The following is a 23,918-nucleotide window of genomic DNA, read 5'->3' on the forward strand; positions in this document are numbered from 1 at the left end:
CAGCCGTCAGGAGGAAGGGAGGATTACTCGATCTTCAGGTAGGCGAAGCCTTCGTCGTTCTGCAGCTCGGTCAGGCGCACCACGCCGGAGGGCACCAGCTCGATGTCCACGCCATCCATCAGATCCTCTTCCGGAAGGCCGATGTCACCGCGGGTGATGTCGCACAGCTCCAGCGTCACACCATAGGTGTTGGCCAGGGTGCGCAGGCGGCTCTGCAGCCGTTCGCGCTCCTCCAGCAATTCCTCGTCGGCCTCGAACGGGGTGTCTTCGAGGTCGTCATCGGCGATGAAACGGATGCCGTGGGACACGAACACGATCCGCACGTCCGCCTCGATGAACTCGCGCTCGTAATGGGTGACCATGTTGTTGATGCTGGTGAGCATTGCCGAGAAGCGCCGCGGATCGGCGAAATCGGCGTGGTAGGCGACCTTGGCCTCCGGCTCGAAGGCGCGCGCCTGCTGCGGGACCAGGACCAGGCTGGCGGCGAACAGGGCCAGCAGCACCAGCACGAAGCCGGGGACCACGGCGTTGTTGCGGGCGGCGGGGTATTTCATCTCCATGCTCCTTTTTGTGTTGTGATGCCTGCAATGTAGACGCACAGGCTCCGGGATTCCATTCCGGGGGCGACCGGGGCCCGGTTCGCGTAGGAGCCTGCTTGCAGGCGAAGACGAGCTTGACCCTGACCGGCGCCCCGAGTATGCTTTGTCGCCTTTCAGAGAACCCGGCGAATCACGCGAGGGATAGAGTTTTGGCGAATATTGCTTCTGCCCGTAAAAGGGCCCGTCAGTCCATGAAGAACCGCGCCCACAACATGGCGCTGCGGTCGCGTTTCCGTACGTACATGAAGGCGGTCCTCAAGCCGCTGCGTCAGGGAGACGTCGAGGCTGCCCGCGAGGCGTATAGCCAGGCGGTCCCGATCATCGACAAGACCGCGAACAAGGGTCTGATCCACAAGAACAAGGCGGCCCGGCACAAGAGCCGCCTGAACCAGCGGATCCGCGCCCTGCAGGCATAAGACCGTCGGGCCTGCGGGCCCGGCCGGCAGCCCGAGGACAGAACAAGCCCGCCCCTCTGCGAAGGGGCGGGCTTGTTTGCGTGCGCATTTCGCCCGCGCGCCGCTACAGCAGGACCATGTTGTCGCGGTGCACGAGCTCCGGCTCGAACTGATAACCCAGCTCCGCCTCGATCTGATCGGCGCGCAGACCGCGGATGCGCTCCACCTCGGCCGCCGAGTAGTTGACCAGTCCACGCGCAACACCGGAGCCATCCGGGGCCACGCAGGTCACCACCTCGCCGCGGCGGAATTCCCCCTCGACCCGCGCCACGCCCACCGCCAGCAGGCTGCGACCGGATTCGCGCAGCACCCGCGCGGCACCCTCGTCGAGATGCAGCACACCGCGCGAATGCAGCTGGTCGGCGATCCAGCGCTTGCGCGCGGCCAGCGGCTCGCGGTCCGGCTGCAGCCAGGTCCCCACGTCTTCGCCCGCCAGGACCCGCGCCATCACGCGTTCCTCGCGCCCCGAGGCGATCACGGTATGGGTGCCGGAGCGCGCGGCACGCTCCGCGGCGTACAGCTTGGTGGCCATGCCGCCGCGTCCCAGCCGCCCGAACTCCGGAGCCACGAACTGCTGCAGCGTCACGTCGGAGGCGCGGCCTTCGGCGATCCGCCGGGCCTGCGGGTCACGCCGCGGATCGGCGTCGAACAGGCCCTCCTGATCGGTCAGGATCAGCAACAGATCGGCCACCACCAGGTTGGCGACCAGCGCCGCCAGGGTGTCGTTGTCGCCCAGCCGGATCTCCTCGTAGGCCACGGTGTCGTTCTCGTTGACCACCGGGATGGTGCCGAGGGTCAGCAGGGCCTGCATGGTCGAACGCGCATTCAGGTAGCGCTCGCGGTCGGCCAGGTCGTCATGCGTCAGCAGGACCTGGGCGGCGTGCAGCCCGTGCGCCGCGAATTCCTGCTCGTAGGCCTGCACCAACCCCATCTGACCGACCGCGGCCGAGGCCTGCAGCTGATGCAGCTGGTGCGGCCGCTCGGTCATGCCCAGGCGATACATGCCTTCGGCCACCGCCCCGCTGGACACCAGGATCACCTCCAGCCCCTGCTCCCGCAGTTCGGCCATCTGCCGGGCCCAGGCCTGCAGGGCCGGGCGGTCGAGGCCGGTGCCCTCGGCGGTGATCAGCGCGCTGCCGATCTTGACCACCACGCGCCGCGCCTGCGGCAGGGCGCGGCTCATGCTTCGCCCTCCGGCTCGCCCTCCGCCGGGTCGAGACGCCGGCGCTCGACTTCACGCATCACGGCCTGCAGCAGACCGTCCACGCCGTCGCCGGTGGCGGCGGAGATACGGTACTGCGGTACGTCCCCGCCCGGCACCGCCTGCATGCGCTCGCCCAGCGCGTCCAGCGCCTCGGCGTCCAGCAGCTCGCACTTGTTGAGCACCAGCCAGCGCGGACGCGCCGCCAGTTCTTCGCTGTGCCGCTGCAGCTCGGTGAGCGCGGTCTGCATGTCGACCACCGGATCGACCTCAGGGTCCGGCGGGGCCACGTCCACCAGGTGCAGCAGCAGCTCGGTGCGCCCCAGGTGCTTGAGGAAGCGGGTGCCCAGCCCGGCACCCTCGGCCGCGCCCTCGATCAGCCCGGGTATATCGGCCATCACGAAGCTCTGCTCGGGCCCCACGCTGACCACGCCCAGTTGCGGATAAAGCGTGGTGAACGGGTAGTCGGCCACCCGCGGACGCGCGGCCGACGCGCGCGACAGCAGGGTCGATTTGCCGGCATTCGGCAGCCCCAGCAGCCCCACGTCGGCCAGCACCCGCAGCTCCAGCTGCAGGCGCCGCTGCTCGCCCGGCGTGCCCGGCTTGCTCTGGCGCGGGGCCTGGTTGGTGGAGCTCTTGTAGCGGGTGTTGCCGAGGCCGTGATAGCCGCCCTGGGCGACCAGCAGACGCTGGCCGTCCGCGGTGATGTCGCCCAGCAGCTCGTCGGTCTCCGCATCGCGCACCACGGTTCCCACCGGCACCGCGATCTCGAGGTCTTCGCCGGACGCGCCGGTGCGGTTCTGGCCCATGCCGTTTTTCCCGCGCGGGGCGTCGAAACGCTTCTGGTAGCGGAAGTCGGCCAGGGTGTTCAGGCGCTCGGTCCCGACCAGCCACACCGAACCCCCGTCCCCGCCGTCGCCGCCATCCGGCCCACCGAAGGGGATGTACTTCTCGCGGCGGAAGCTCACGCAGCCATTACCGCCATCGCCGGCCCTGACCACGATGTTCGCCTCGTCGATGAACTGCATCCTTCGCCTCCGGAGGGGATAGAAACAAAAAAAGCCCCGCAGAACGGGGCTTTACGCAATCCGGACTGCGGTCAGCCGGATTACTGCTGCGGCTGGACCGTCACGAAACGGCGGTTGAAACGACCGCCCTTCTTGAACACGACCTCGCCATCCACCTTGGCGAACAGCGTGTGGTCCTTGCCGCAACCCACGTTCTCGCCGGGATGATACTGCGTACCGCGCTGACGCACGAGGATGTTGCCGGCGCTCACGATCTGGCCGCCAAACCGCTTGACGCCAAGGCGTTTACTCTCGGAATCGCGCCCGTTCTTGGAACTGCCGCCTGCCTTCTTGTGTGCCATGTTCTCGTTCTCCCGAGTACTGTCGTGCCGCAGCTCAGCCGGCGATGCCGGTGATGCGCACGGTGGTGTAGTGCTGCCGGTGGCCCGCCTGCTTCATGCTGTGCTTGCGGCGCCGGAATTTGATGATGCGGACCTTGTCGCCGCGGCCGTGGTCCTCGACTTTGGCGGTGACCTTGCCGCCATCGACCACCGGGGCCCCGACGCGGACATCGTCACCCGCACCCACCATCAGCACCTGGTCGAAATCGACCTCGGAACCGACTTCGGCGTCGAGCTTTTCGATGCGGATCACGTCACCTTCGGCGACGCGGTACTGTTTACCACCTGTTGCGATGATCGCGTACATTTCCCTGGGACTCCGTTGCGATGACCTGTATGGACCAGGTGCTGATGACTGGTCTCGCGAAAGGGCGGCAATGCTAGCAGCACCCCCGCCGGGGGTCAACGTTTCGACCACCCGTATTGCTTGACACCCCGCCACCCCCTTTCTAGCATGCCGGGCTCTTCATTTGCTGGAGGCGGCGCGCGCGTGCGGGCCTGCCGAAACCGACCCCACCCTCACCGGCCTGCCGAACCGCATGTCCATAGACGCCATCCGAGAGCTCGCTGCCGACGACATGCAGGCAGTCGACGCCTGCATCCGCGACCGGCTCAGCTCCCCCGTGGTGCTGATCAACCAGCTCGGACACTACATCATCCACAGTGGCGGCAAGCGACTGCGGCCGTTGCTGGCGACCCTGTCGGCCCGGGCCTGCGGTTACGAGGGCGACAAGCACGTCACCCTGGCGGCGCTGGTGGAGTTCATCCACACCGCGACCCTGCTGCACGACGACGTGGTGGATGCCTCGGAGATGCGCCGCGGCAACGAGACCGCGAACCACATCTTCGGCAACGAGGCCGCGGTGCTGGTGGGCGACTTCCTCTACACCCGCGCCTTCGAGATGATGGTCGAGATCGACTCGATGCGGGTGATGGAGATCCTGTCGCGCGCGACCAACGTGATCGCCGAAGGCGAAGTGATGCAGCTGATGAACTGCCACGACGCGGATGTCGACGAGGCGCGCTACATGGACGTGATCCAGTCGAAGACCGCCAAGCTGTTCGAGGCGGCCTGCCAGATCGGCGGCATCCTGGCGCAACGCGACGCCGCCGACGAGGCCGCGCTGGCGCGCTACGGCATGCACCTGGGCACCGCGTTCCAGCTGATCGACGACGTGCTCGACTACTCGGCCGACCCCGAGGTGACCGGCAAGCAGCTGGGCGACGACCTCGCCGAGGGCAAGCCGACCCTGCCGCTGATCCACGTGCTGCGCGAGGGCAGCGACGCCGAAAAGGCCGTGGTGCGCCGGGCGATCGAACAGGGCGGGCGCGAGGAAACCGACGCGGTGATCGCGGCCATGCACTCCACCGGCGCGCTGGAGTACGCCCGGGCGCGGGCGGAGGCCGAAACCGACGCGGCGATCGACGCCATCGCCGATCTGCCGGACACCCCCCACCGCCGCGCCCTGGCGGACATCGCCCGCTTCGCCGTGGGCCGCGATCACTGACACCGCGTTTACCGCCCACACCACCGTTCGCCCCCCCCATCATCATTCGCGCCCCGTCATTGCGAGGAACCCCTCCCCGTCATTGCGAGGAGCCGAAGCTCCTCCCCCTGTCATTGCGAGGAGCCGAAGGCGACGCGGCAATCGACCCAAGCCGGCTGCACGCAGGATCAGGTGGCTGCGGATGGAGATCGCCACGTCGCTGCGCGACTCGCGATGACAGGGAATGGCTTCGCGACTCGCGATGACGGAGGAGAGGCTTCGCGACTCGCGATGACGAGGGGGAAAGCCTCGCGACTCGCGATGACGGACCGGGCGCCCGGGGCATGGACAACTCCGGATCAACACGGCACAATACTCAGCTCAGCGTCGGAGTGTAGCTCAGCTTGGTAGAGCACTGCCTTCGGGAGGCAGGGGTCGAAGGTTCGAATCCTTTCACTCCGACCATTTCCCGATTTCTCCGGTCGGGCGGTGCATCCGGCACCGCCCGGTCCTTCCTTCGGCGGATGCCTGCATGAGCGTTTCTTCCCGGCCCGCACGTGGCACGCTGTACATCGTTTCCGCACCTTCGGGTGCCGGCAAGACCAGTCTGGTCGGCGCATTGCTGGACAGCGTCGAGGACGTCGAGGTCTCGGTCTCGCACACCACGCGTCAGCCGCGCCCGGGCGAGGTCGACGGCATCGACTACCATTTCGTTTCGGCGGAGACCTTCCTCGGCATGATCGAGGACGGCAAGCTGCTGGAACACGCCAAGGTGTTCGACAACTTCTACGGCACCGCACTGGCCAGCGTGAACGAACGCCTGGACGCCGGTTTCGACGTGATCCTGGAGATCGACTGGCAGGGTGCCCGGCAGGTCCGCGCCGCGGTGCCGGACTGCCGCTCGGTCTTCATCCTGCCGCCTTCGCGCACCGAACTGGAACGTCGGCTGCGCGGCCGTGGTCAGGATAGTGAGGAGGTGATCGAACGCCGCCTGCGTGATGCCGAGTCGGACTGCACGCATTACCGCGAATACGACTACACCGTGGTCAACGCGGAGTTTGATCAGGCTCTGCGGGATCTCGCCAGCATCTTCCGCTCCAACCGGCTGCGCACGGTGGAGCAGGAGATCCGCTCTGCGGACACCCTGAACAACCTGCTGGCCGGTGCCCGGGCATCGGCCTGACATACGCAACAGACGCAACAGCCGGAGCAAGACCATGGCCCGCATAACCGTCGAGGACTGCCTCGAAAAAGTCGACAACCGCTTCGAGCTGGTGATGATGGCCGCCCGTCGCGCGCGTCACATCGCCCACGGCAAGGAACCCCGAGTGCCCGAGAACAACGACAAGCCAACGGTCATCGCCCTGCGCGAGATCGCAGCGGGCGTGGTCGGGGCCGAGGTGTTCGACGAGCACGACGAGCGTCCGCAGAACCAGATGCTGGATTTCTCCACGATCCGGCACCTGGAACAGCTCGAAGCCGACGAACGGTAGGTGGAGCCCTTGGCCGCTGGGCTTTCAGCGCCCGGGGCCGTCTCCTCGGCTTCCTCGGGCTCCGCGCGTTTCCTGATCAGCGACCTGTGCGCTGAGCTGGAGGCGTACCTGGAGCCCGAGCAGGTCGAGGAGATCTATCGCGCGTATCTGTTCGGCGCCGAGGCCCACGAGGGCCAGACGCGCAAGACCGGCGAGCCGTACATCTACCACCCCTTGGCCGTGGCCCGCACCATGGCCGAGATGCGCATGGACCACCGCGCGATCTGCGCGGCCATCCTCCATGACGTGATGGAGGACACCCCCACCAGCAAGGACCGCATCCACGCCGAGTTCGGCGAGGAAGTCGCAGAGCTGGTCGACGGGGTCTCCAAGCTGACCCACCTGCAGTTCCAGTCCAAGGCCGAGGCGCAGGCGGAGAACTTCCGCAAGATGATGCTGGCGATCACCCGCGACATTCGGGTGATCCTGGTCAAGCTGGCCGACCGCCTGCACAACATGCGCACCCTGGGCGTGATGCGCCCGGACAAGAAGCGCCGCATCGCCAACGAGACCCTGGAGATCTACGCCCCCATCGCCCAGCGCCTGGGCATGAACGCGATGCGCCGCGAGCTGGAACACCTCGGCTTTGTCGCCAGGCATCCCTGGCGGTCCGCGGTCCTGGAACGCGCGATGCAGGACGCCCGCGGCAACCGCCGCGAGCCGATGCGCAACATCGAGCAGGCGATCTGCTCGCGCATGGAGGCCGCGGGCATCGAGGGCCGGATCTCCGGACGCGAGAAATCGCTGTACAGCATCTACCGCAAGATGCGCTCGAAGCGGCACACCTTCGAAGATGTGTTCGACGTGTTCGCGATCCGCATCGTGGTCGACGACATGGACACCTGCTACCGCTCGCTGGGGGTGGTCCACAACCTGTACAAGCCGGTGCCGGGGCGCTTCAAGGACTACATCGCGATCCCCAAGTCCAACGGCTACCAGTCACTGCACACCGTGCTGTTCGGCCCGCAGGGCATCCCGATCGAGGTGCAGATCCGCACCACCGAGATGGATCGTGTCGCGGAAAGCGGCATCGCCGCCCACTGGCAGTACAAGTCGGGGGGCGAGCTGGCGCAGACGGCGCAGAGCCGCGCACGCGAATGGCTCAAGGATGTCCTCGAGATCCAGAACAGCGTGGGCAATTCGATCGAGTTCCTGGAAAACGTGAAGGTCGACCTGTTCCCCGACGAGGTCTACACCTTCACCCCGGGTGGCGACATCCTGGTCCTGCCGCGCAACGCCACGCCCATCGACTTCGCCTATGCCGTGCACTCGGACGTCGGCAACCGCTGCGTGGCCGCCAAGATCGACCGCCAGCTGGCGCCGCTCTCCAGCCGGCTGCAAAGCGGCCAGACGGTGGAGATCGTCACCGCGCAGGGTGCCCGGCCCAACCCCGCCTGGCTGTCGTTCGTGGTCACCGGCAAGGCCCGCACCGGCATCCGCCACTGCCTGAAATCCATGCAGAAGGACGAGGCGCGGGCCCTTGGCCGCCGCCTGCTGGAAAAATCCCTGGCGGCACTGGATTCCAGCCTCGCGCGGATCTCCCCGGCACAGCTGGACCAGCTCCTGGACAACATGAAACTCACCGAGCTGGATGATCTGCTGGCCGAGATCGGTCTGGGGAATCGCATGGCCTCGCTGGTGGCACGCCAGCTGGTGGGCCTGGACGGCGAGGCGGCCGAGGTCGAGGGCGAGACCGACGGCCACGAGACCGCATCCCTGGCGATCCGCGGGACCGAGGGCATGGTCCTGAACTATGGCCGCTGCTGCTATCCCATCCCGGGTGATCCAATCATCGGTCAGCTGAGCGCCGGGCGCGGCCTGGTGGTCCATCGCGAGAACTGCCGCAACCTGCACGAGGGCCGCGAACGCCCGGATCGCAGGATCGACCTCGAGTGGTCGCACGAACCGGGCCTGCAGTTCACCGCTGCGGTGCGCACGCGTACTGCCAACCGCCGCGGCGCGCTGGCCGAGATGGCTGCCTGCATCGCCGACCAGGGCTCCAACATCGAGCACATCTCGTTCAACGAGCAGGACGGCCACTCCACCGCCATGACCTTCCAGCTGACAGTGCGCGACCGCCAGCACCTGGCGCAGATCATGCGCGGCCTGCGGCGCCTGCCGGACGTGCTGCGGATCTCGCGCCCGCGCGGCTGACGCGGTATGGTTCCCGGCGCTGAATAACCAGGAGGTTCCATGTCCCGCGAAGTAATCCAGACCGACGCCGCCCCGGCCGCCATCGGCCCCTACTCCCAGGCGGTGCGCACCGGCGACACCCTGTACCTCTCCGGCCAGATCCCGCTGGACCCGGCCACCATGGACCTGGTGGACGGCGGCATCGAGGCGCAGATCCGCCGGGTGTTCGACAACCTGGCGGCGGTGCTGGATGCCGCCGGCGCGCGCCTGGGCGATATCGCCAAGCTCAACATCTACCTCACTGATCTGACCCATTTCCCGCTGGTCAACGAGCTGATGAGCGAATACTTCAGCGAGCCTTATCCGGCGCGCGCGGCGATCGGCGTGGCCGCCCTGCCCAAGGGGGCACAGGTGGAGATGGACGCCATCGCCTGGTGTCCGCGGGGCTGAGGCCCCGCGCCCCGGAGCACTGCAGATGGACCTGCAGGCCCCGCTGACCGAACTCACCGGCGTGGGTCCGCGCCAGGCCGAACGCCTGGCGCGGCTGGGCCTGCACGTCTGCGGGGATCTGCTGTTCCATCTGCCGCTGCGCTTCGAGGACCGCACCCGCATCACCCCGCTGGACCGTCTGCGCCCGGGCCGCGCCGCCCTGTTCGAGGGGGTGGTGGAACGCAGCGAGGTGCTGATCCGCCGCCGGCGCATGCTGGTGGTGACCCTGGGCGACGGCCACGGGGTGATCACCCTGCGCTTCTTTCACTTCGGCAACGCCCAGCAGAAGCGCCTGGCGACCGGGACCCGGGTGCGCGGCTTCGGCGAACCGCGCGGCATGGCCGGGGCGCTGGAGTGCGTGCATCCGGAGACCGAGATCGTCGATCCGGACGCCCCGCCGGCGCTGGAACAGCGCCTGACCCCGGTCTACCCGGTCACCGAGGGTGTGTCCCAGCCGCTGCTGCGCAAGCTGGTGCGCCAGGCCCTGCCCGGCATCCGGCAGCTGCCCGACCTGTTGCCGGAACTGGAGCGTGAAGGCCTGCCGCCGCTGCAGCAGGCCGTGCAGGACCTCCACCAGCCGCCACCCAACGCGCAGGCCCCGGCGCTCGAACCCGGCATCGACGGGCGCTCCGCCGCGCAGACCCGCCTCGCGCTGGAAGAGCTGGTCGCGCACCAGCTTGCGCGCCTGCAGCATGCCCGTGCCGAACCCGACGAACACGCCCCGGCGCTGGACCCGCCCGGCGACCTGTGGGAACACCTGCATGCCGGACTGCCGTTCCCGCTGACCGGCGCCCAGCAGCGCGTGATCGGCGAGATCCGCGCGGATCTCGCCCGCGAACGCCCGATGAACCGCCTGCTACAGGGCGACGTCGGTTCGGGCAAGACCCTGGTCGCGGTGGCCGCCGCCCTGGCCGCGGCGGAGGCGGGCTACCAGGTCGCGTTCATGGCCCCCACCGAACTGCTGGCACGCCAGCACGCCCGCAACCTGGCGGCCTGGCTGGAGCCCATGGGCATCCCCATCGCCTGGCTGGGCGGGCGCCAGGCACGCGGGGAGCGCGGCCAGCTGCTGAACGAACTGGCCAGCGGCGACCGCCCGGTCGCGGTGGGCACCCACGCCCTGTTCCAGGAAGACGTGCGCTTCCACCGCCTGGGCCTGGCGGTGGTGGACGAGCAGCACCGCTTCGGCGTGCATCAGCGCATGGCGCTGCGCGAGAAGGGCAACGGGGGCACCCCGCACCAGCTGATCATGACTGCCACGCCCATCCCTCGCACCCTGGCGATGACCCTGTATGCCGGGCTGGAGACCTCGATCATCGACGAGCGCCCGCCCGGGCGCACGCCGGTGCGCACCGCGCTGATCAGCCACGAGCGCCGCGACGAGGTGATCGAGCGCATCCGCGTGGCCTGCGGCGACGGCACCCAGGCCTACTGGGTGTGTCCGCTGGTGGAAGACTCGGAACAGCTGGAGGCCGAATCCGCCGAGGCCACCCGCGAGCGCCTGGCCGAGGCCCTGCCGGGGCTGCGCATCGGGCTGGCCCACGGCCGCATGAAGGGCAGCGAGCGCGATCAGGTTATGGAGGGGTTCCGGCGCGGCGAGATCGACCTGCTGGTGGCGACCACGGTGATCGAGGTCGGCGTGGACGTGCCCAACGCCAGCCTGATGGTCATCGAGAACGCCGAACGCATGGGCCTGTCGCAGCTGCACCAGCTGCGCGGACGGGTTGGACGCGGCAATGCCGCCAGTGCCTGCGTGCTGCTGTATCGCCCGCCGCTGGGCGAGACCGCACGCGAACGACTGGAGGCGATGCGCCGCACCGACGACGGTTTCGAGATTGCCGAGGTGGACCTGAAGCTGCGCGGCCCGGGGGAACTGCTGGGCACGCGCCAGACCGGCGACCGCAGCTTCCGCGTGGCCGACTGGTCACGCGATCAGGACCTTCTGCCACGCGCCACCCGGATCGCCGAGGGCCTGCTGCAGGACCCGCCGCGCGGCGGGGCGCTGATCGATCGCTGGCTGGGGGATGCGACCCGCTACGGCCAGGTCGGCTGACGCCACACCGTCGGCTCAGCCACCACCCAGGTGGTCCTTCAGCCGCTGCAGCTCGTCTTCCGACCAGCCTTCGGGATCCGTCACGTGGCGCCAGGCGTAGACATAGTGTTCCGGGGCATACACATGGCCGTAGCCCACCGGGGCATCATCCGCGGCGGCCACGTCGATCGCCAGCTGCAGCATGGTCACCACCGGGTACCATTGCAGCTTGTCGGTCACGTCCGGGCCGCGCGGTTCTTCCATCCATTCCGGCTGGCGGTAAAAGGCCTCGGGCTCGAAGAAGGTGACGGGGTCGCTGGCGTACTGCAGGTACACGATGCGCATGCCCCCCCATTCGGCACCGGGGATCTCCAGGTGCGGATCCTGGTTGGTAAAGCGCACGATGGAGCTGTCGCGGAAACGCGGCAGCCAGGCCGGTGAATCCGCCTCCCGCTGCGCGGTGATCTCGCGCCAGGCCTCGGAGCGGAACGGCGGGCCGCTCCACAGGGCGCCGGAGAACGGATCGCCGACGATGTCGTAGAGATCCGCCGCGCGTTCGGAGTTCAGTGCCCCCAGACTGAGCCCGTAGAGATACAGCTCGGGGCGTTCGTCGACCGGCAGCTCACGCCAGTGGCCATAGACTTCGCCGAAGACCGCCTGCGCGGTCTCCAGCCCGTAGGACGACTCCGACATCAGCGACAGCCAGCTCGGCAGGTAGGAGTACTGCACCGCCACCGAGGCCACGTCGCCCCGATGCAGGTACTCCACCGCCTGCATCGCATCGCGATCCACCCAGCCGCGCCCGGTAGGGGTCGCCAGCACCAGCACCGAGCGGTCGAAGGCATCGGTACGCTTGAGCTCGTCCAGGGCCAGGCGGGCGCGTTCCTCGATGGTCTCCGCGGCGTTCAGCCCCACGTATACCCGCAACGGGGCCGGCGTGGGCTCGCCGAAGAACTCGCTCATCTGTTCGGTGTCGGGCGTGAAGCCGACGTAGCGCCGGCCGTGCTGCCCCAGCTCCTCCCAGCGGATGAGCGATTCCTCGCTGCCGGAGAGCTGCGAGTCACCGGGATGCTCCACGTCCGCTTCCATGCGCACGTCGAACTGGCGGAAAGTGTTGTCGGCGGTGCGCAGGCCGTATTCCAGCAGCACCCCGTCGATCACCGCCCAGAACAGTGCCAGCGCTACGATCACGCCGGTCACGTTCGCCAGCCGCCGCGGAATGAAACGGCGCAGACGCACGGCAACGAATCGGAAACTGAGCAGGAACAGCCGCCCCACCGCCAGCGCCGCCGCGAACACCGCAAGACCGATCACGCCCGTACGGAACGGATGGGCGCTGTCCACCGGGTCCAGCTCCATCAGCTCGCGGATCGAGTTCTGCCACTGGGCCGCCTGCATCAGGAACGCGACCGCGATGATCGCGCACAGCACGGCGGCGACGCCGACCATGATCCGGTGCACCCGCTCGCCGGCCTCCGGCAGCTCGAGGTAGGCCCACAGCCAGTGCAGGAAGACCCCGAACAGATAACCCGCCGACAGGGAGATCCCGGACAGGATGCCCTGCATCTCCCAGGTCCGCGGGATCAGGCTGGGCGACAGCGACGCGGCAAAGAACAGCGTGCCCAGCAACAGCCCGGGCACCGACAGCGAGGCCGCCAGGCGCCGCGCCCAGCCGGGCGCCAGCCAGCGGGGCAACGGGATGCGGGCGGTCAGACGGGCCACGGAATCAGGGAACGACATGACGCGTCAGCGACGGGCATACACCGGAGGATGTCCCGGCGGCGGTGGGTGGAAGCGCTTGTAGGCCCAGTTGTACTGCTCCGGGCAGCGCCTTACCAGGTCCTCGACGATGCGGTTGACCGCCGCGGCGGCACGCACGAAATCGGGGTCGCGGACCTCGGGGCCGGCCTCGATCTCGTGGTAGCGGAAGCCGCGCCCGCGCGGCAGGCGCTCGGCGAACAGGAACACCACAGGGTCGTCGCGCCCGCGCAGCAGGCGCGGCAGCAGGGTCATGGTCAGGGCCCGGCGGCCGAAAAACGGCGCGTGCACGCCCGACGCCCCCTTCGGGCTCTGGTCGGGCAGCACGCCGATGATCTCGCCGGCATCGCGCGCCTTCTGCAGGATGCGCAGCCCGGAGCGGTCGGCCGGCGCCAGCTTCGCCCCGGTGGCGGAACGGGCCTCGCGCACCCACCGGTCGATCTCGGGGGTCGGAAGCGGGCTGTACAGCGAGGCCATCGGCCCGTGCATGGCCGCGTGCAGGCCGGCGAATTCCCAGGAGCCCAGATGCGGCGTGGCCAGGAACAGCGCACGGCCGGGCTCTCGGCTCTGCAGCCGGGCGTAGCACGGCGGCGCCTCCGCCAGCCCCGCCAGGCGCTCGGGCCCGGCCCGCCACAGCCAGGGCGACTCGGTCAGCGACCGCGCCATGGCCTGCAGCGAACGGCGTGCGGTGCGCCGGTGCCAGGCCGCGTCCTTGTCCGGAAAGCACAGCGCCAGGTTGATGCGCGTGAGCCGTGCGGAGCGCGTGGGCAGCAGCCACACCAGGGTACCCAGAACACCGCCCAGCGCGTGGTTGACCCGCAGCGGCAGGCGCCCCAGCACCCGCAGGATCACCCCGATCAGGCGGTCGCGCAGCTGCCGTCGCTCAGCCATCGGCCGTCTCCCCGCGGGGCATCGGTTCCGCGGACCGCGGCCCGTTTGCAGCGGCGGGGGCCTCGTCCGGCCCCGGAATCCCGCCCTCGGTCATCAGCGGGCGCAGGGTGGTGCGCAGGTTGCGGAACAGTTCGGCGAACTCGCCCTCCTCGCGTGCCAGCAGGGCCTTCATGTGCTCACGCCGGGTGGGCATGGAGAAGCAGGCCGGACAGTTGTCGAGGATGACCGGCAGTCCGGCCGCCTCGGCAAAGTCACGGGTCTGGCGCTCGCGCACGTAGACCAGCGGCCGGATCACGCGCAGGTCACCGGCGTCGATGCGGTAATGGGCCTTCATGGTGCGCAGCTGGCCGCCGTGGAAGGCACTCATCAGGAAGCTCTCGGCGAGATCGTCCAGGTGCTGCCCCAGCGCCAGCACGTTGTAGCCGTGCTCGCGCGCGGTGCGGTACATCAGGCCGCGTTTCATGCGCGAGCAGAACGAGCAGAAGGAGTCGTTTTCCATGTGGTCGCCGGCCAGTTCGGCGATCGGCTCGGAGACGAAGTGATACGGGATCCCGTAGCCGCCGAGGTAGTCCTGCAGGCGCTCCGGGTCGAAGCCGTCGATCTCCGGGTCGATGGTCACCGCACCCACCTCGAAATGCACCGGCGCGCGACGCGCCAGGTCGTGCAGCAGCCACAGCAGGGTCAGCGAGTCCTTGCCTCCGGACAGACCGACCAGCACGCGGTCGCCGTCGCGGATCATGTCGAACTCGCGGATCGCCTGGCCGGCCAGACGACGAATGGAGCGGGGAACGGACGGGGTTTCCATGCCCGCAACATAGGGACGGGGCGCGGAAGGCGCAAGCCCCGACGCCGGCCGCGAGGGGATGCACCGGGGCGGTGCGATTGCCCGTGAGCGCGCGGGCTCCTGCACCAGCTCGATTCACCCGCGCGCTCGGTTATCGGGCACCCGGCCGTCATGAGCGGGACCGGTCGCCGTGGCATCGGGCTTGCATGCGCACCGGGACGGACACCGCGCGGAACTTCGACATGTACGACCGCAAGACCCTGACCCTCGCCGGCGAGCTCAAGCGTGCCCTGCGCAGCGAGTTCCCGGCGGCGGGTCGCCTCTCGTTCGCCGATCCGGATTTCATGGAGATTCTGCTGGACTATGCCGGCCGCAGCCGCTCGAGCATGGTGCAGGCTGCGGCGATGACCCTGCGGGGGCATCTGAACGCCCCGGCGGCGTCCCCGCGCCCCGCGGCCGATGCGGACGCCGACACCACGCAGGAAGAAGCGTCGGCCGCAGAGCCGGGGGAGACACCGGACGCCCCGGGTGCGACCGATGCCGCCGAACCCGAAAAGAAGAAGGGTCGCCGGGTCTATCGCGGAAGGGTGGTCGACGACGACTGACAGCCGCGCCGTTTTTGGCCAGACTTGGGGCTGGTGTTACTCGAGGCCCGCCATGGACGCATTCTACCCCCCGACCGAACCCCATACCACCGGCACCCTGGAGGTCGGCGACGGCCACCGCCTGTATTACGAGGAATGCGGCAACCCGGAGGGCATCCCGGCGGTGTTCCTGCACGGCGGCCCCGGCTCCGGCTGCGAACCGTGGCACCGGCGGTTCTTTGATCCGGCGCGCTATCGCATCGTGCTGTTCGACCAGCGCGGCTGCGGGCGTTCCACCCCGCACGCCAGCCTGGAGGCCAACACCACCTGGCACGCGGTGGCCGACATCGAACGTCTGCGCGAGGAACTGGGGATCGAGCGCTGGGTGGTGTTCGGCGGCTCCTGGGGCTCCACCCTGGGCCTGGCCTACGCGCAGACGCACCCCGGCCGGGTGCTGGGCCTGGTGCTGCGCGGCATCTTCCTGTGCCGGCCGCGCGACATCCAGTGGTTCTACCAGTCGGGGGCCGACCGCCTGTTCCCCGAGGCCTGGGCGGCCTATCGCGATCACATCCCCGCGGCGGAACGCGACGACCTGGTGGCGGCCTACCACCGGCGCCTGACCGACCCGGACCCGGCGGTGCGCGAGGCGGCCGCGCAGGCGTGGTCGGCCTGGGAGGGGCATGCCTCCTGCCTGATCCCCAACGACGACGTGATCGACCACTTCGAGGACCCCGAGGTGGCCCTGAGCCTGGCACGCATCGAGTGCCACCACTTCAGCCACGACACCTTCCTGGAGCCGGACCAGCTGCTGCGCGATGCCGGATGCCTGCGCGATATCCCGGGCTTCATCGTCCACGGGCGCTACGACGTGGTGTGCCCGGTGGAGCAGGCGGTGGCGCTCGCGCAGGCGTGGCCCGAGGCGGATCTGCAGATCATCCCGGACGCCGGGCACTCGGCCGCCGAACCGGGGATCGCGCGGGCGCTGGTCGCCGCCACCGATCGCCTGACCCACCTGGCGGGCGGGCTGGAACCGGGCAGCGGCAGGGCGCGGGCATGATCAGCCTGATCCAGCGGGTGAGCCGGGCGCGGGTGGAGGTCGCCGGGGAGATCACCGGCAAGATCGGCACCGGGCTGCTGGCGCTGGTGGGGGTGGAACCGGACGACGACGAATCGGCAGTCGAGCGCATGCTCGACCGCCTGCTGGGCTATCGCGTGTTCCCGGACGAGGAAGGGCGCATGAACCGCTCGCTGGGGGAGACCGGCGGCGGGCTGCTACTGGTGCCGCAGTTCACCCTGGCGGCGGATACCGGCAAGGGCATGCGCCCCAGCTTTACCACGGCCGCCCCGCCGGAACGCGGCGAGGCCCTGTTCCACCACCTGCTGCAGCGGGCGCAGCGGCGCCACGAACCGGTCGCGACCGGGCGGTTCGGCGCCGACATGCAGGTGAGCCTGACCAACGACGGGCCGGTCACCTTCTGGCTGCAGGCGCGGCCCCGGGGCTGAACCGCGTTCGGACTCAGGGAAACACTGATCAATATACACGCTCGCGTTGGCACCCCGGGTTCCGCGAGACAAGGCGCGGTGCGCAGCTGGTAGTGGTTCTACCGGCAAGGGCCGCAACGCAGGATCGGGGAACCCGGGGTGCCAACCCCGAAGGGGCTCGGCCGCTTTTGTGCGCGCACGGCGTTGCGGCTCCCTTGTGCAGAATGACTGCACGGCGGTCACCGCGCCTTGTTCGCGCGCAAAAGCGACTCGAGCGCGAGCGTGTATATTGATCAGTGTTTCCCTCAGACGTCCAGCACCAGGCGCGCCGGGTCCTCGATGGCCTCCTTGATCGCCACCAGGAACTGCACCGCGTCGGCCCCGTCGACCAGACGGTGGTCGTAGGACAGGGCGACGTACATCATCGGCCGGATCACGACCTCGCCGTCCACCGCCACCGGGCGTTCCTTGATCGCGTGCATGCCGAGGATCGCGCTCTGTGGCGGGTTGACGATGGGCGTGGAGAACAGCGAGCCGAACACCCCGCCGTTGGTGATGGTGAAGGTGCCGCCGCGCAGCTCGTCGATATCCAGCTTGCCGTTGCCGGCGCGCTCGGCGAAGTCGCGGATGCGGCGTTCAATGTCGGCAATGGAGGCGTTGCCGGTATCGCGCAGCACCGGCACCACCAGCCCGCGCGGGGACGACACCGCGATGCCGATATCGGTGTAGTGGTGGTAAACGATCTCCTCACCGTCGAGGGCGGCATTGATCACCGGGAAGCGCTGCAGGGCCCGGGTCGCGGCCGCCACGAACAGCCCCATGAAGCCGAGCTTGATGCCGTGGGTCTGCTCGAAGGTATCCTTGTAGCGCCCGCGCAGGGCCATGGCCTGCGACATGTCGATCTCGTTGAAGGTGGTCAGCATCGCGGTGGACTGCTTGGCCTCCAGCAGGCGTTCGGCGATGCGCGCCCGAAGCCGGCTCATGGGCACCCGCTCGGTGCCACGCTCGCCGGCCGCACGCGGGCCACCGGCGGGCGGTTCCGCGCCAGCGGCAGCCCGCGCGCTGTCGCGTCCGGCGTCGCCGGCCTCCGGGCGACGGGGCGCGTCATCACCCTGGCCTCCGGCTCCGGAACCGGCCGCCGCCTGTTGCGCGCGTTCCACGTCCTCACGCTGGATACGGCCATCGGGCCCGGTGCCGCGCACCTGATCCTCGCGCAGGCCGGCCTCCTGCAGCAGGCGGCGTACCGCCGGGCTCGGCGGGGGCGGCGAGCCGGCATCCGCGGCCGGTTCGGGCTCGGGGCCTTCGTCCGCTTCGTCGGCCTCGGCCGAGGCGGGGTCGGGTTCGGGCTCGACGTGCTCCCCGGCCGCCGGCGCTTCTTCCGCGGCCTGTGCCGGGGCCGGGCCCAGATGGCCGAGGACGTCATCGGCATGCACGGTGTCGCCTTCGGCCACGGCCAGGTCGACCAGGGTTCCGTCGGCGGGGGCGTTGACCTCCAGCACGACCTTGTCGGTCTCCAGCTCGGCGATCAGTTCGTCGCGGCGTACGGCATCGCCCGGCTTCCTGTGCAGGGCGACCACGGTGGCATCGGCCACGGATTCGGGGAGTTGCGGAACCTGGATCGGGGTCTGCTCGGCGGACATCGGGCTTCCTTGTTCGGCGGTTTTGCGGGACGGACTCAGGGGGTCGGGTGCGGGAGATCCCGGGTACTCAGCGGCCCGAAGGCGCGCTCCAGCAGCTCCTCGTGCTGGGAACGATGGACCTCGGGATAGCCCACCGCGGGGGCCGCCGCCGGCGGGCGCGCAACCGCGTGCAGGGCATGACCGCGCTCGGCCAGCAGCGGGGCCAGGCGCGGATACACGAAGCCGAGATAGCCCTGGTTTTCCGGCTCGTCCTGGATCCAGACGAATTCCTCGGCCTGCGGATAACGCTCCAGCACCTCGCGCATGCGGTCGCAGGGGAACGGATAACACTGCTCCAGGCGCACCACGGCGACATCCTCGCGTTCGTCGGTCTGGCGGGTGGAGACCAGATCGTAGTGGATGCGACCGCTGGTCAGCAGGACCCGACGGACCTGCTGCGGATCGGTCACCTCCGGGTCGTCCAGCACGGTCTCGAACCGTCCTTCGGCGAGGTCCTCCAGCGAGGACACGGCCTGGCGGTGCCGCAGCAGGCTCTTGGGGGTCATGACCACCAGCGGCTTGCGGTAGGGGCGCACCATCTGCCGGCGCAGCAGATGGAAGATCTGCGCCGGCGTGGTCGGCACGCAGACCTGCATGTTCTCCTGCGCCGCCAGCTGCAGGAAGCGCTCGGGCCGCGCGGAGGAATGCTCCGGTCCCTGGCCCTCGTAGCCGTGCGGCAGGAACAGGGTCAGGCCACACAGCCGCCCCCATTTCTGCTCGCCGGAGGAGATGAACTGGTCGATCACCACCTGAGCGCCGTTGACGAAGTCGCCGAACTGCGCCTCCCAGATCACCAGCGCCTCGGGGGCCGCGGTGGCATAACCGTATTCGAACGCGAGCACGGCCTCCTCGGACAGCAGCGAGTCGATGACCAGGAAGCGCGGATGGTCCGGGTCCAGGCGGCGCAGCGGGACGTAGGTGTCGCCGGTGTTGCGTTCGTGCAGCACGCTGTGACGATGGAAAAAGGTCCCGCGCCCGGAGTCCTGTCCGGACAGGCGCACGCGATAGCCGTCCTGGATCAGGCTGCCGTAGGCCAGGGTCTCCGCGGCGCCCCAGTCCAGCGGCTGTTCGCCGCGCGCCATCTGGCGCCGCGCCTCGAGGATCTTGTGCACCCGCGGGTGGGGCTCGAAGCCCTCCGGCGGGGTCGACAGGTGTTCCAGCGCGGTCGCCAGGCGCTCGCGGTCGACGCCGGTATCGACCGGCTGATCCCAGGGCTGATGCAGGTACGGGCCCCAGTTGGTGCCGCCCGCACGGATCTCGCGGGTGCGATCGCGCAGCAGCGAGTCGGCCACCGCCTCGCCGGCATCCAGCCGGTCGCGGTAGGCGTCGAGGATCTGCTCCTGCTGCTGCGCGTCGGTCAGGCCTTCCTCGATCAGCTGACGGGCATAGCGCTCGCGGGTGGTCGGCAGGTCGCGGATGCGGTGGTACATGCGCGGCTGGGTCGCGGCGGGTTCGTCGGCCTCGTTGTGCCCCTGACGGCGATAGCAGACCAGGTCGATGACCACGTCCTTGCCGAAACGCATGCGGTAATCCAGCGCGATCTGGGTCACGAACACCACCGCCTCGGGATCGTCGCCGTTCACGTGCAGGATGGGCGCATTCACCATCTTGGCGACATCGGTCGCGTAATGCGTCGAACGCGCGTCCTTCAGCGTGCTGGTGGTGAACCCGATCTGGTTGTTCACGACCACGTGCACGGTGCCCTTGGTGGAGAACCCGCGGGTCTGCGACATGTTGAGGGTCTCCATCACCACGCCCTGCCCGGCGAAGGCCGCATCGCCGTGGATCACCACCGGCATCACCCGGTTGCCCTGCCGGTCGCCCAGGCGCACCTGGCGCGCGCGCACCGAACCCTCGACCACCGGCGTCACGATCTCCAGATGCGAGGGGTTGAAGGCCAGCGCCAGATGCACCGCCCCGCCGGGGGTCTCCACGTCGGAGGAGAACCCCATGTGGTACTTGACGTCACCGGTACCCCGATCATCGCGCGGGCGCCCTTCGAACTCGTCGGCGAGCTCGCCCGGCGATTTGCCCAGCAGGTTCACCAGCACGTTGAGACGGCCACGATGCGCCATGCCCAGCACGAGCTCGGTCAGGCCGCGGGCGCCACCGCGCTGGACCAGGGCATTGAGCAGCGGGATCAGGCTCTCCGCACCCTCCAGCGAGAAACGCTTCTGGCCCACGTAGCGCTTGTGCAGGTAGCGCTCCAGGCCCTCGGCGGCGGTGAGGCGCTCGAGGATCGCCAGGCGGGTATCGTCGCCGAAACCGAAGCGCCCATGCGCCGACTCCAGGCGCTCCTGCAGCCAGCGCTTCTCGTCGGTGGCCGTGATGTGCATGTATTCCGCGCCGATGCTGGCGCAGTAGGTCTCGCGCAGGACCTGTTCGATGGTGTCCAGCGGTGCCGGACCGTCGAGGAACAGCGAGCCGGGGTCGAAGGTCATGTCCGGACCCACGCCTTCCAGCCCGTGGTATTCGCGGCTCAGCTCGCGCGGCGCCACCGGGGCCTCGCGCTCCAGCGGGTCCAGACGCGCACCGAAATGCCCGAGGTAACGATAGGCGTTGATGAACTGCAGCACGCGGATCTGCAGGCGCTCGTGCTCCAGGTCGGGGCGATCGGTATGCCGGCGGCGCTCCTCGCCCCGCGCCGGCGCACGCGCCTGCGGTGCCGCATCCTCCAGGGCCCGGAAATAGTCGGCCCAGGCCGCCGGGACCGAAGACGGATCCTCGCGGAAACGCTCCAGCAGCGTCTCGGCAAACGCCAGATTGTCCGGGTGGGGGTCCTGTCCGGAAACCGGTTGATCCAGCCGATGGCGGGATGACATGTCGTTCATGGTGGTCCTGTGACGTCGGGCGTGCGCGCGAAGTTCTGCAGACCTCGACTGTACCGCGTTTGCTACCATGCGCGCATGGACGTCTCTCCCCTTCTTGAAGGCCTCAATCCGGCGCAGCGCGAGGCCGTGGCCGCGCCGTCGCAACCCGTTCTGGTGCTGGCCGGTGCCGGCTCCGGCAAGACCCGCGTGCTGGTCCACCGCATCGCGTGGCTGATCGGCGTGGAGAACATCGCCCCGCACGGACTGCTGGCGGTGACCTTCACCAACAAGGCCGCCAGCGAGATGCGCGGGCGCATCGAGGAACTGCTGGACTATCCGGCCAGCGGGCTGTGGGTGGGGACCTTCCACGGCCTGGCCCACCGCCTGCTGCGCCAGCACTGGCAGGAAGCCGGACTGCCGCAGGGCTTCCAGATCCTGGATTCCGACGACCAGCTGCGCATGGTCAAGCGCGTGCTGCGCGGGCTGGAGCTGGAGGAATCGCACTGGCCGCCGAAGCAGGCCCAGGGCTACATCAACGCGCGCAAGGACGAGGGCTCGCGCCCGGAACACCTGCCGGACACCGGCGACCCGATCGCGCGGCAGTGGGTGCGTATCTACACCGCATATCAGCAGGCCTGCGAGCGCGCCGGGGTGGTGGACTTCGCCGAGCTGCTGCTGCGCTCGCTGGAACTGCTGCGCGACAACCCCGGGCTGCTGGAGCATTACCGCACGCGCTTTCGCCACGTGCTGGTGGACGAGTTCCAGGACACCAACGACATCCAGTACGCCTGGCTGCGGCTGATCGCCGGCGGCAGCCCGGTGTTCGCGGTGGGCGACGACGACCAGTCGATCTACGGCTGGCGCGGGGCGAAGATCGAGAACATCCAGCACTTCCAGAAGGACTACCCCGGCACCCAGGTGGTGCGGCTGGAACAGAACTACCGCTCCACCGCCAGCATCCTCAACGCCGCCAACGCGCTGATCCGCCACAACAGCGGCCGTCTGGGCAAGGAGCTGTGGACCGAGGACCTCGAGGGCGCGCCGGTGCGGCTGTACACCGCGCTGAACGAGCAGGAGGAGGCGCGCTTCATCGCCGAGACCATTGCCAGGCACATCGAGGACGGCGGCCAGCACCGCGAATGTGCGGTGCTGTACCGTTCCAACGCGCAGTCGCGCGTGCTGGAAGAGACCTTCATCGCGCGGCGCCTGCCGTACCGGGTGTACGGCGGGCTGCGCTTCTTCGAGCGCCAGGAGATCCGCGACGCGCTGGCCTATCTGCGCCTGGCCGGCAACAGCGACGACGACCCGGCCTTCCTGCGCGCGGTCAACCAGCCGCCGCGCGGGATCGGCGAGAAGACCCTGGACGACCTGCGAGCGGTGGCCGCGGAACAGGACATCTCGTTGCTGCGCGCTGCGCAGCGCGCGGTGCAGGCGAACGCCCTGCCCGGCCGCGCACGCAACGCGGTGGCGGGTTTTCTGCAGCTGACCGAGCAGATCCGCGAAGCCCTGACCGGGCGGCCGCTGGGGGAACAGGTGGAACAGGCCATCGCCCTGTCCGGGCTGCGCGAGCACTACGCGAAGGAAAAGGGCGAGCGCGGCGAGGCACGCCTGGAGAACCTCGACGAGCTGGTGGGTGCGGCGCGGGCCTTCGACATGGAGGAGATCCGCGAGGAGGAAACCACCGGTGACCGCCTGACCGATTTCCTGTCGCACGCCGCGCTGGAGTCGGGCGAGGGGTCGGCGGACCCCGACGAGGACGCGATCCAGATGATGACCCTGCACTCGGCCAAGGGCCTGGAGTTCCCGCTGGTGTTCCTGACCGGGCTGGAGGACGGACTGTTTCCCAACGCCCGCTCGGTGGACGAGCCCGGCCGCCTGGAGGAAGAACGCCGCCTGGCCTACGTGGGCATGACCCGCGCGGAACGCCAGCTGTACCTGACCCACGCCGAAACCCGCCGGCTGTACGGCCGCGAGGCCTCCAACCCGGCCTCGCGCTTCCTCAACGAGATCCCGGAAGACATGCTCGAGGTCCTGCGCCCGCAGTCCTCGCCGTTCGCCGCCGGACGCTTTGCCGCCGCGCGCCAGAGAACCAGCAGCATGGACGCACGCGCGGAATCGGCCCGCGAAGAGGGCCTGGCGATCGGCACCCGGGTGCACCACGCCCGCTTCGGCGAGGGGCTGGTCACGGCCTTCGAAGGCTCGGGGTCCTCGGCCCGGGTACAGGTCAACTTCGCCGACGCCGGCGCCAAGTGGCTGGTGGTCGGCTTCGCCAAACTGGACGTGCTGGCCTGACCCAAACCCTTCGACCCGTTGTTCGACCCCGAAACCTCCGGTAAGGGCTCCCGCGGGTCTTGCCCCCCAAGGTGGCGGGTGTCGAGGGTGAGGCGCAGGCTGCCTCCTCCACCAACGCCGAGCACCAGACGCAGGGAGGCGTGCAGCACGAACCGCCCGTTGTCCAGGCCGATCCAGAAGGTGGCGCCGCCGCCAACGCCGGCGCGCACCTCGGGGTTGATCCCGGCGGTGGTGAGGGTCTTCCACTGCCCGGCCTCCCGGTGGGCACGGTCCTCGCGGTGGATGCGGGCCAGGGCCTGGTAGCG

22 protein-coding genes and 1 tRNA gene are annotated in these 23,918 nt (G+C 69.3%); 13 read left to right on the forward strand and 10 right to left on the reverse strand.

The window, feature by feature from the left end; translation table 11 throughout:
* Window positions 1–23: 23 nt before the first annotated feature.
* Window positions 24–554: a DsrE family protein gene (locus G020_RS0109625; RefSeq protein ID WP_024329452.1), complete on the reverse strand. Its 531-nt coding sequence runs from the start codon at window positions 552–554 to the stop codon at window positions 24–26.
* 194 nt (window positions 555–748) lie between these two features.
* Here G020_RS0109625 and rpsT point away from each other — a divergent pair, with 194 nt between their 5' ends.
* Complete coding sequence (rpsT, locus tag G020_RS0109630; RefSeq protein ID WP_024329453.1) at window positions 749–1,015, forward strand: 30S ribosomal protein S20; 267 nt, start codon at window positions 749–751, stop codon at window positions 1,013–1,015.
* Window positions 1,016–1,118: 103 nt separating this feature from the next.
* Here rpsT and proB read toward each other — a convergent pair whose 3' ends face one another.
* From proB to rplU, 4 genes are all read right to left on the reverse strand, one after another.
* Window positions 1,119–2,237: a glutamate 5-kinase gene (proB, locus tag G020_RS0109635; protein ID WP_024329454.1), complete on the reverse strand. Its 1,119-nt coding sequence runs from the start codon at window positions 2,235–2,237 to the stop codon at window positions 1,119–1,121.
* Complete coding sequence (gene cgtA / locus G020_RS0109640; protein WP_024329455.1) at window positions 2,234–3,283, reverse strand: Obg family GTPase CgtA; 1,050 nt, start codon at window positions 3,281–3,283, stop codon at window positions 2,234–2,236. Before cgtA ends, proB begins: the two co-directional genes overlap by 4 nt.
* 80 nt (window positions 3,284–3,363) lie before the next feature.
* Complete coding sequence (rpmA, locus tag G020_RS0109645) at window positions 3,364–3,624, reverse strand: 50S ribosomal protein L27 (protein WP_018947184.1); 261 nt, start codon at window positions 3,622–3,624, stop codon at window positions 3,364–3,366.
* 34 nt (window positions 3,625–3,658) lie between these two features.
* Entirely contained in the window at window positions 3,659–3,970 is a 312-nt protein-coding gene (rplU, locus tag G020_RS0109650) for a 50S ribosomal protein L21 (RefSeq protein ID WP_018936343.1), read from the reverse strand.
* Between the two features lie 232 nt (window positions 3,971–4,202).
* Here rplU and ispB point away from each other — a divergent pair, with 232 nt between their 5' ends.
* The 7 genes from ispB (at window position 4,203) to recG (ending at window position 11,354) form a co-directional block, all read left to right on the forward strand.
* A complete protein-coding gene (gene ispB, locus G020_RS0109655) occupies window positions 4,203–5,171 on the forward strand; it encodes an octaprenyl diphosphate synthase (protein WP_024329456.1) in 969 nt (322 codons plus the stop codon).
* 367 nt (window positions 5,172–5,538) lie between these two features.
* Window positions 5,539–5,615 (forward strand) — tRNA-Pro (locus G020_RS0109660).
* Between the two features lie 67 nt (window positions 5,616–5,682).
* A complete protein-coding gene (gmk, locus tag G020_RS0109665; protein WP_018947186.1) occupies window positions 5,683–6,333 on the forward strand; it encodes a guanylate kinase in 651 nt (216 codons plus the stop codon).
* Window positions 6,334–6,367: 34 nt separating this feature from the next.
* Window positions 6,368–6,643, forward strand: a complete 276-nt coding sequence (gene rpoZ, locus G020_RS0109670) for a DNA-directed RNA polymerase subunit omega (protein WP_018947187.1) — start codon at window positions 6,368–6,370, stop codon at window positions 6,641–6,643.
* 9 nt (window positions 6,644–6,652) lie between these two features.
* Window positions 6,653–8,836, forward strand: coding sequence for a bifunctional GTP diphosphokinase/guanosine-3',5'-bis pyrophosphate 3'-pyrophosphohydrolase (gene spoT, locus G020_RS0109675; protein ID WP_024329457.1), 2,184 nt, complete (start codon window positions 6,653–6,655; stop codon window positions 8,834–8,836).
* 39 nt (window positions 8,837–8,875) lie between these two features.
* Window positions 8,876–9,265: a RidA family protein gene (locus G020_RS0109680; RefSeq protein WP_024329458.1), complete on the forward strand. Its 390-nt coding sequence runs from the start codon at window positions 8,876–8,878 to the stop codon at window positions 9,263–9,265.
* A gap of 25 nt (window positions 9,266–9,290) precedes the next feature.
* Complete coding sequence (gene recG, locus G020_RS0109685; protein WP_024329459.1) at window positions 9,291–11,354, forward strand: ATP-dependent DNA helicase RecG; 2,064 nt, start codon at window positions 9,291–9,293, stop codon at window positions 11,352–11,354.
* A 15-nt stretch (window positions 11,355–11,369) separates the two neighbouring features.
* On the opposite strand, the gene G020_RS0109690 is transcribed toward recG, so the two are convergent.
* The 3 genes from G020_RS0109690 to G020_RS0109700 are packed head-to-tail and all read right to left on the reverse strand — an operon-like array spanning window position 11,370 to window position 14,787.
* Window positions 11,370–13,073 carry an alpha/beta-hydrolase family protein gene (locus G020_RS0109690; protein WP_024329460.1) on the reverse strand — a complete coding sequence of 568 codons (1,704 nt, stop codon included), beginning with the start codon at window positions 13,071–13,073 and terminating at the stop codon, window positions 11,370–11,372.
* 6 nt (window positions 13,074–13,079) lie between these two features.
* A complete protein-coding gene (locus G020_RS0109695) occupies window positions 13,080–13,982 on the reverse strand; it encodes a lysophospholipid acyltransferase family protein (RefSeq protein WP_018947192.1) in 903 nt (300 codons plus the stop codon).
* Window positions 13,975–14,787: an ATP-binding protein gene (locus G020_RS0109700; RefSeq protein WP_024329461.1), complete on the reverse strand. Its 813-nt coding sequence runs from the start codon at window positions 14,785–14,787 to the stop codon at window positions 13,975–13,977. The genes G020_RS0109695 and G020_RS0109700 overlap by 8 nt, the downstream gene beginning before the upstream one ends.
* 221 nt (window positions 14,788–15,008) lie before the next feature.
* Here G020_RS0109700 and G020_RS0109705 point away from each other — a divergent pair, with 221 nt between their 5' ends.
* Genes G020_RS0109705 through dtd form a run of 3 tightly spaced genes read left to right on the forward strand, consistent with a single transcriptional unit; the run spans window position 15,009 to window position 16,853 of the window.
* The gene (locus G020_RS0109705; RefSeq protein WP_024329462.1) at window positions 15,009–15,371 is read left to right on the forward strand and encodes a hypothetical protein; all 363 of its coding nucleotides are present in this window, start codon (window positions 15,009–15,011) and stop codon (window positions 15,369–15,371) included.
* Window positions 15,372–15,423: 52 nt separating this feature from the next.
* Window positions 15,424–16,407 carry a prolyl aminopeptidase gene (pip, locus tag G020_RS0109710; RefSeq protein ID WP_024329463.1) on the forward strand — a complete coding sequence of 328 codons (984 nt, stop codon included), beginning with the start codon at window positions 15,424–15,426 and terminating at the stop codon, window positions 16,405–16,407.
* Complete coding sequence (gene dtd / locus G020_RS0109715) at window positions 16,404–16,853, forward strand: D-aminoacyl-tRNA deacylase (RefSeq protein WP_024329464.1); 450 nt, start codon at window positions 16,404–16,406, stop codon at window positions 16,851–16,853. Before pip ends, dtd begins: the two co-directional genes overlap by 4 nt.
* A 284-nt stretch (window positions 16,854–17,137) precedes the next feature.
* Here dtd and odhB read toward each other — a convergent pair whose 3' ends face one another.
* Window positions 17,138–18,472 carry a 2-oxoglutarate dehydrogenase complex dihydrolipoyllysine-residue succinyltransferase gene (odhB, locus tag G020_RS0109720; protein ID WP_024329465.1) on the reverse strand — a complete coding sequence of 445 codons (1,335 nt, stop codon included), beginning with the start codon at window positions 18,470–18,472 and terminating at the stop codon, window positions 17,138–17,140.
* A 35-nt stretch (window positions 18,473–18,507) separates the two neighbouring features.
* Window positions 18,508–21,342 (reverse strand): 2-oxoglutarate dehydrogenase E1 component, encoded by a 2,835-nt coding sequence (locus G020_RS0109725; protein WP_024329466.1) that lies wholly within the window; start codon window positions 21,340–21,342, stop codon window positions 18,508–18,510.
* A gap of 75 nt (window positions 21,343–21,417) precedes the next feature.
* Here G020_RS0109725 and uvrD point away from each other — a divergent pair, with 75 nt between their 5' ends.
* Together uvrD and G020_RS15525 are read left to right on the forward strand one after the other, a co-directional pair.
* A complete protein-coding gene (gene uvrD / locus G020_RS0109730) occupies window positions 21,418–23,613 on the forward strand; it encodes a DNA helicase II (protein ID WP_024329467.1) in 2,196 nt (731 codons plus the stop codon).
* A 59-nt stretch (window positions 23,614–23,672) separates the two neighbouring features.
* Window positions 23,673–23,918, forward strand: a 246-nt coding sequence (locus G020_RS15525; RefSeq protein WP_029681280.1) for a hypothetical protein, incomplete at its 3' end; no start/stop codon positions are given.

This window comes from Thioalkalivibrio sp. ALR17-21, from assembly GCF_000420185.1.
GTDB classification, from domain to species: domain Bacteria; phylum Pseudomonadota; class Gammaproteobacteria; order Ectothiorhodospirales; family Ectothiorhodospiraceae; genus Thioalkalivibrio; species Thioalkalivibrio halophilus.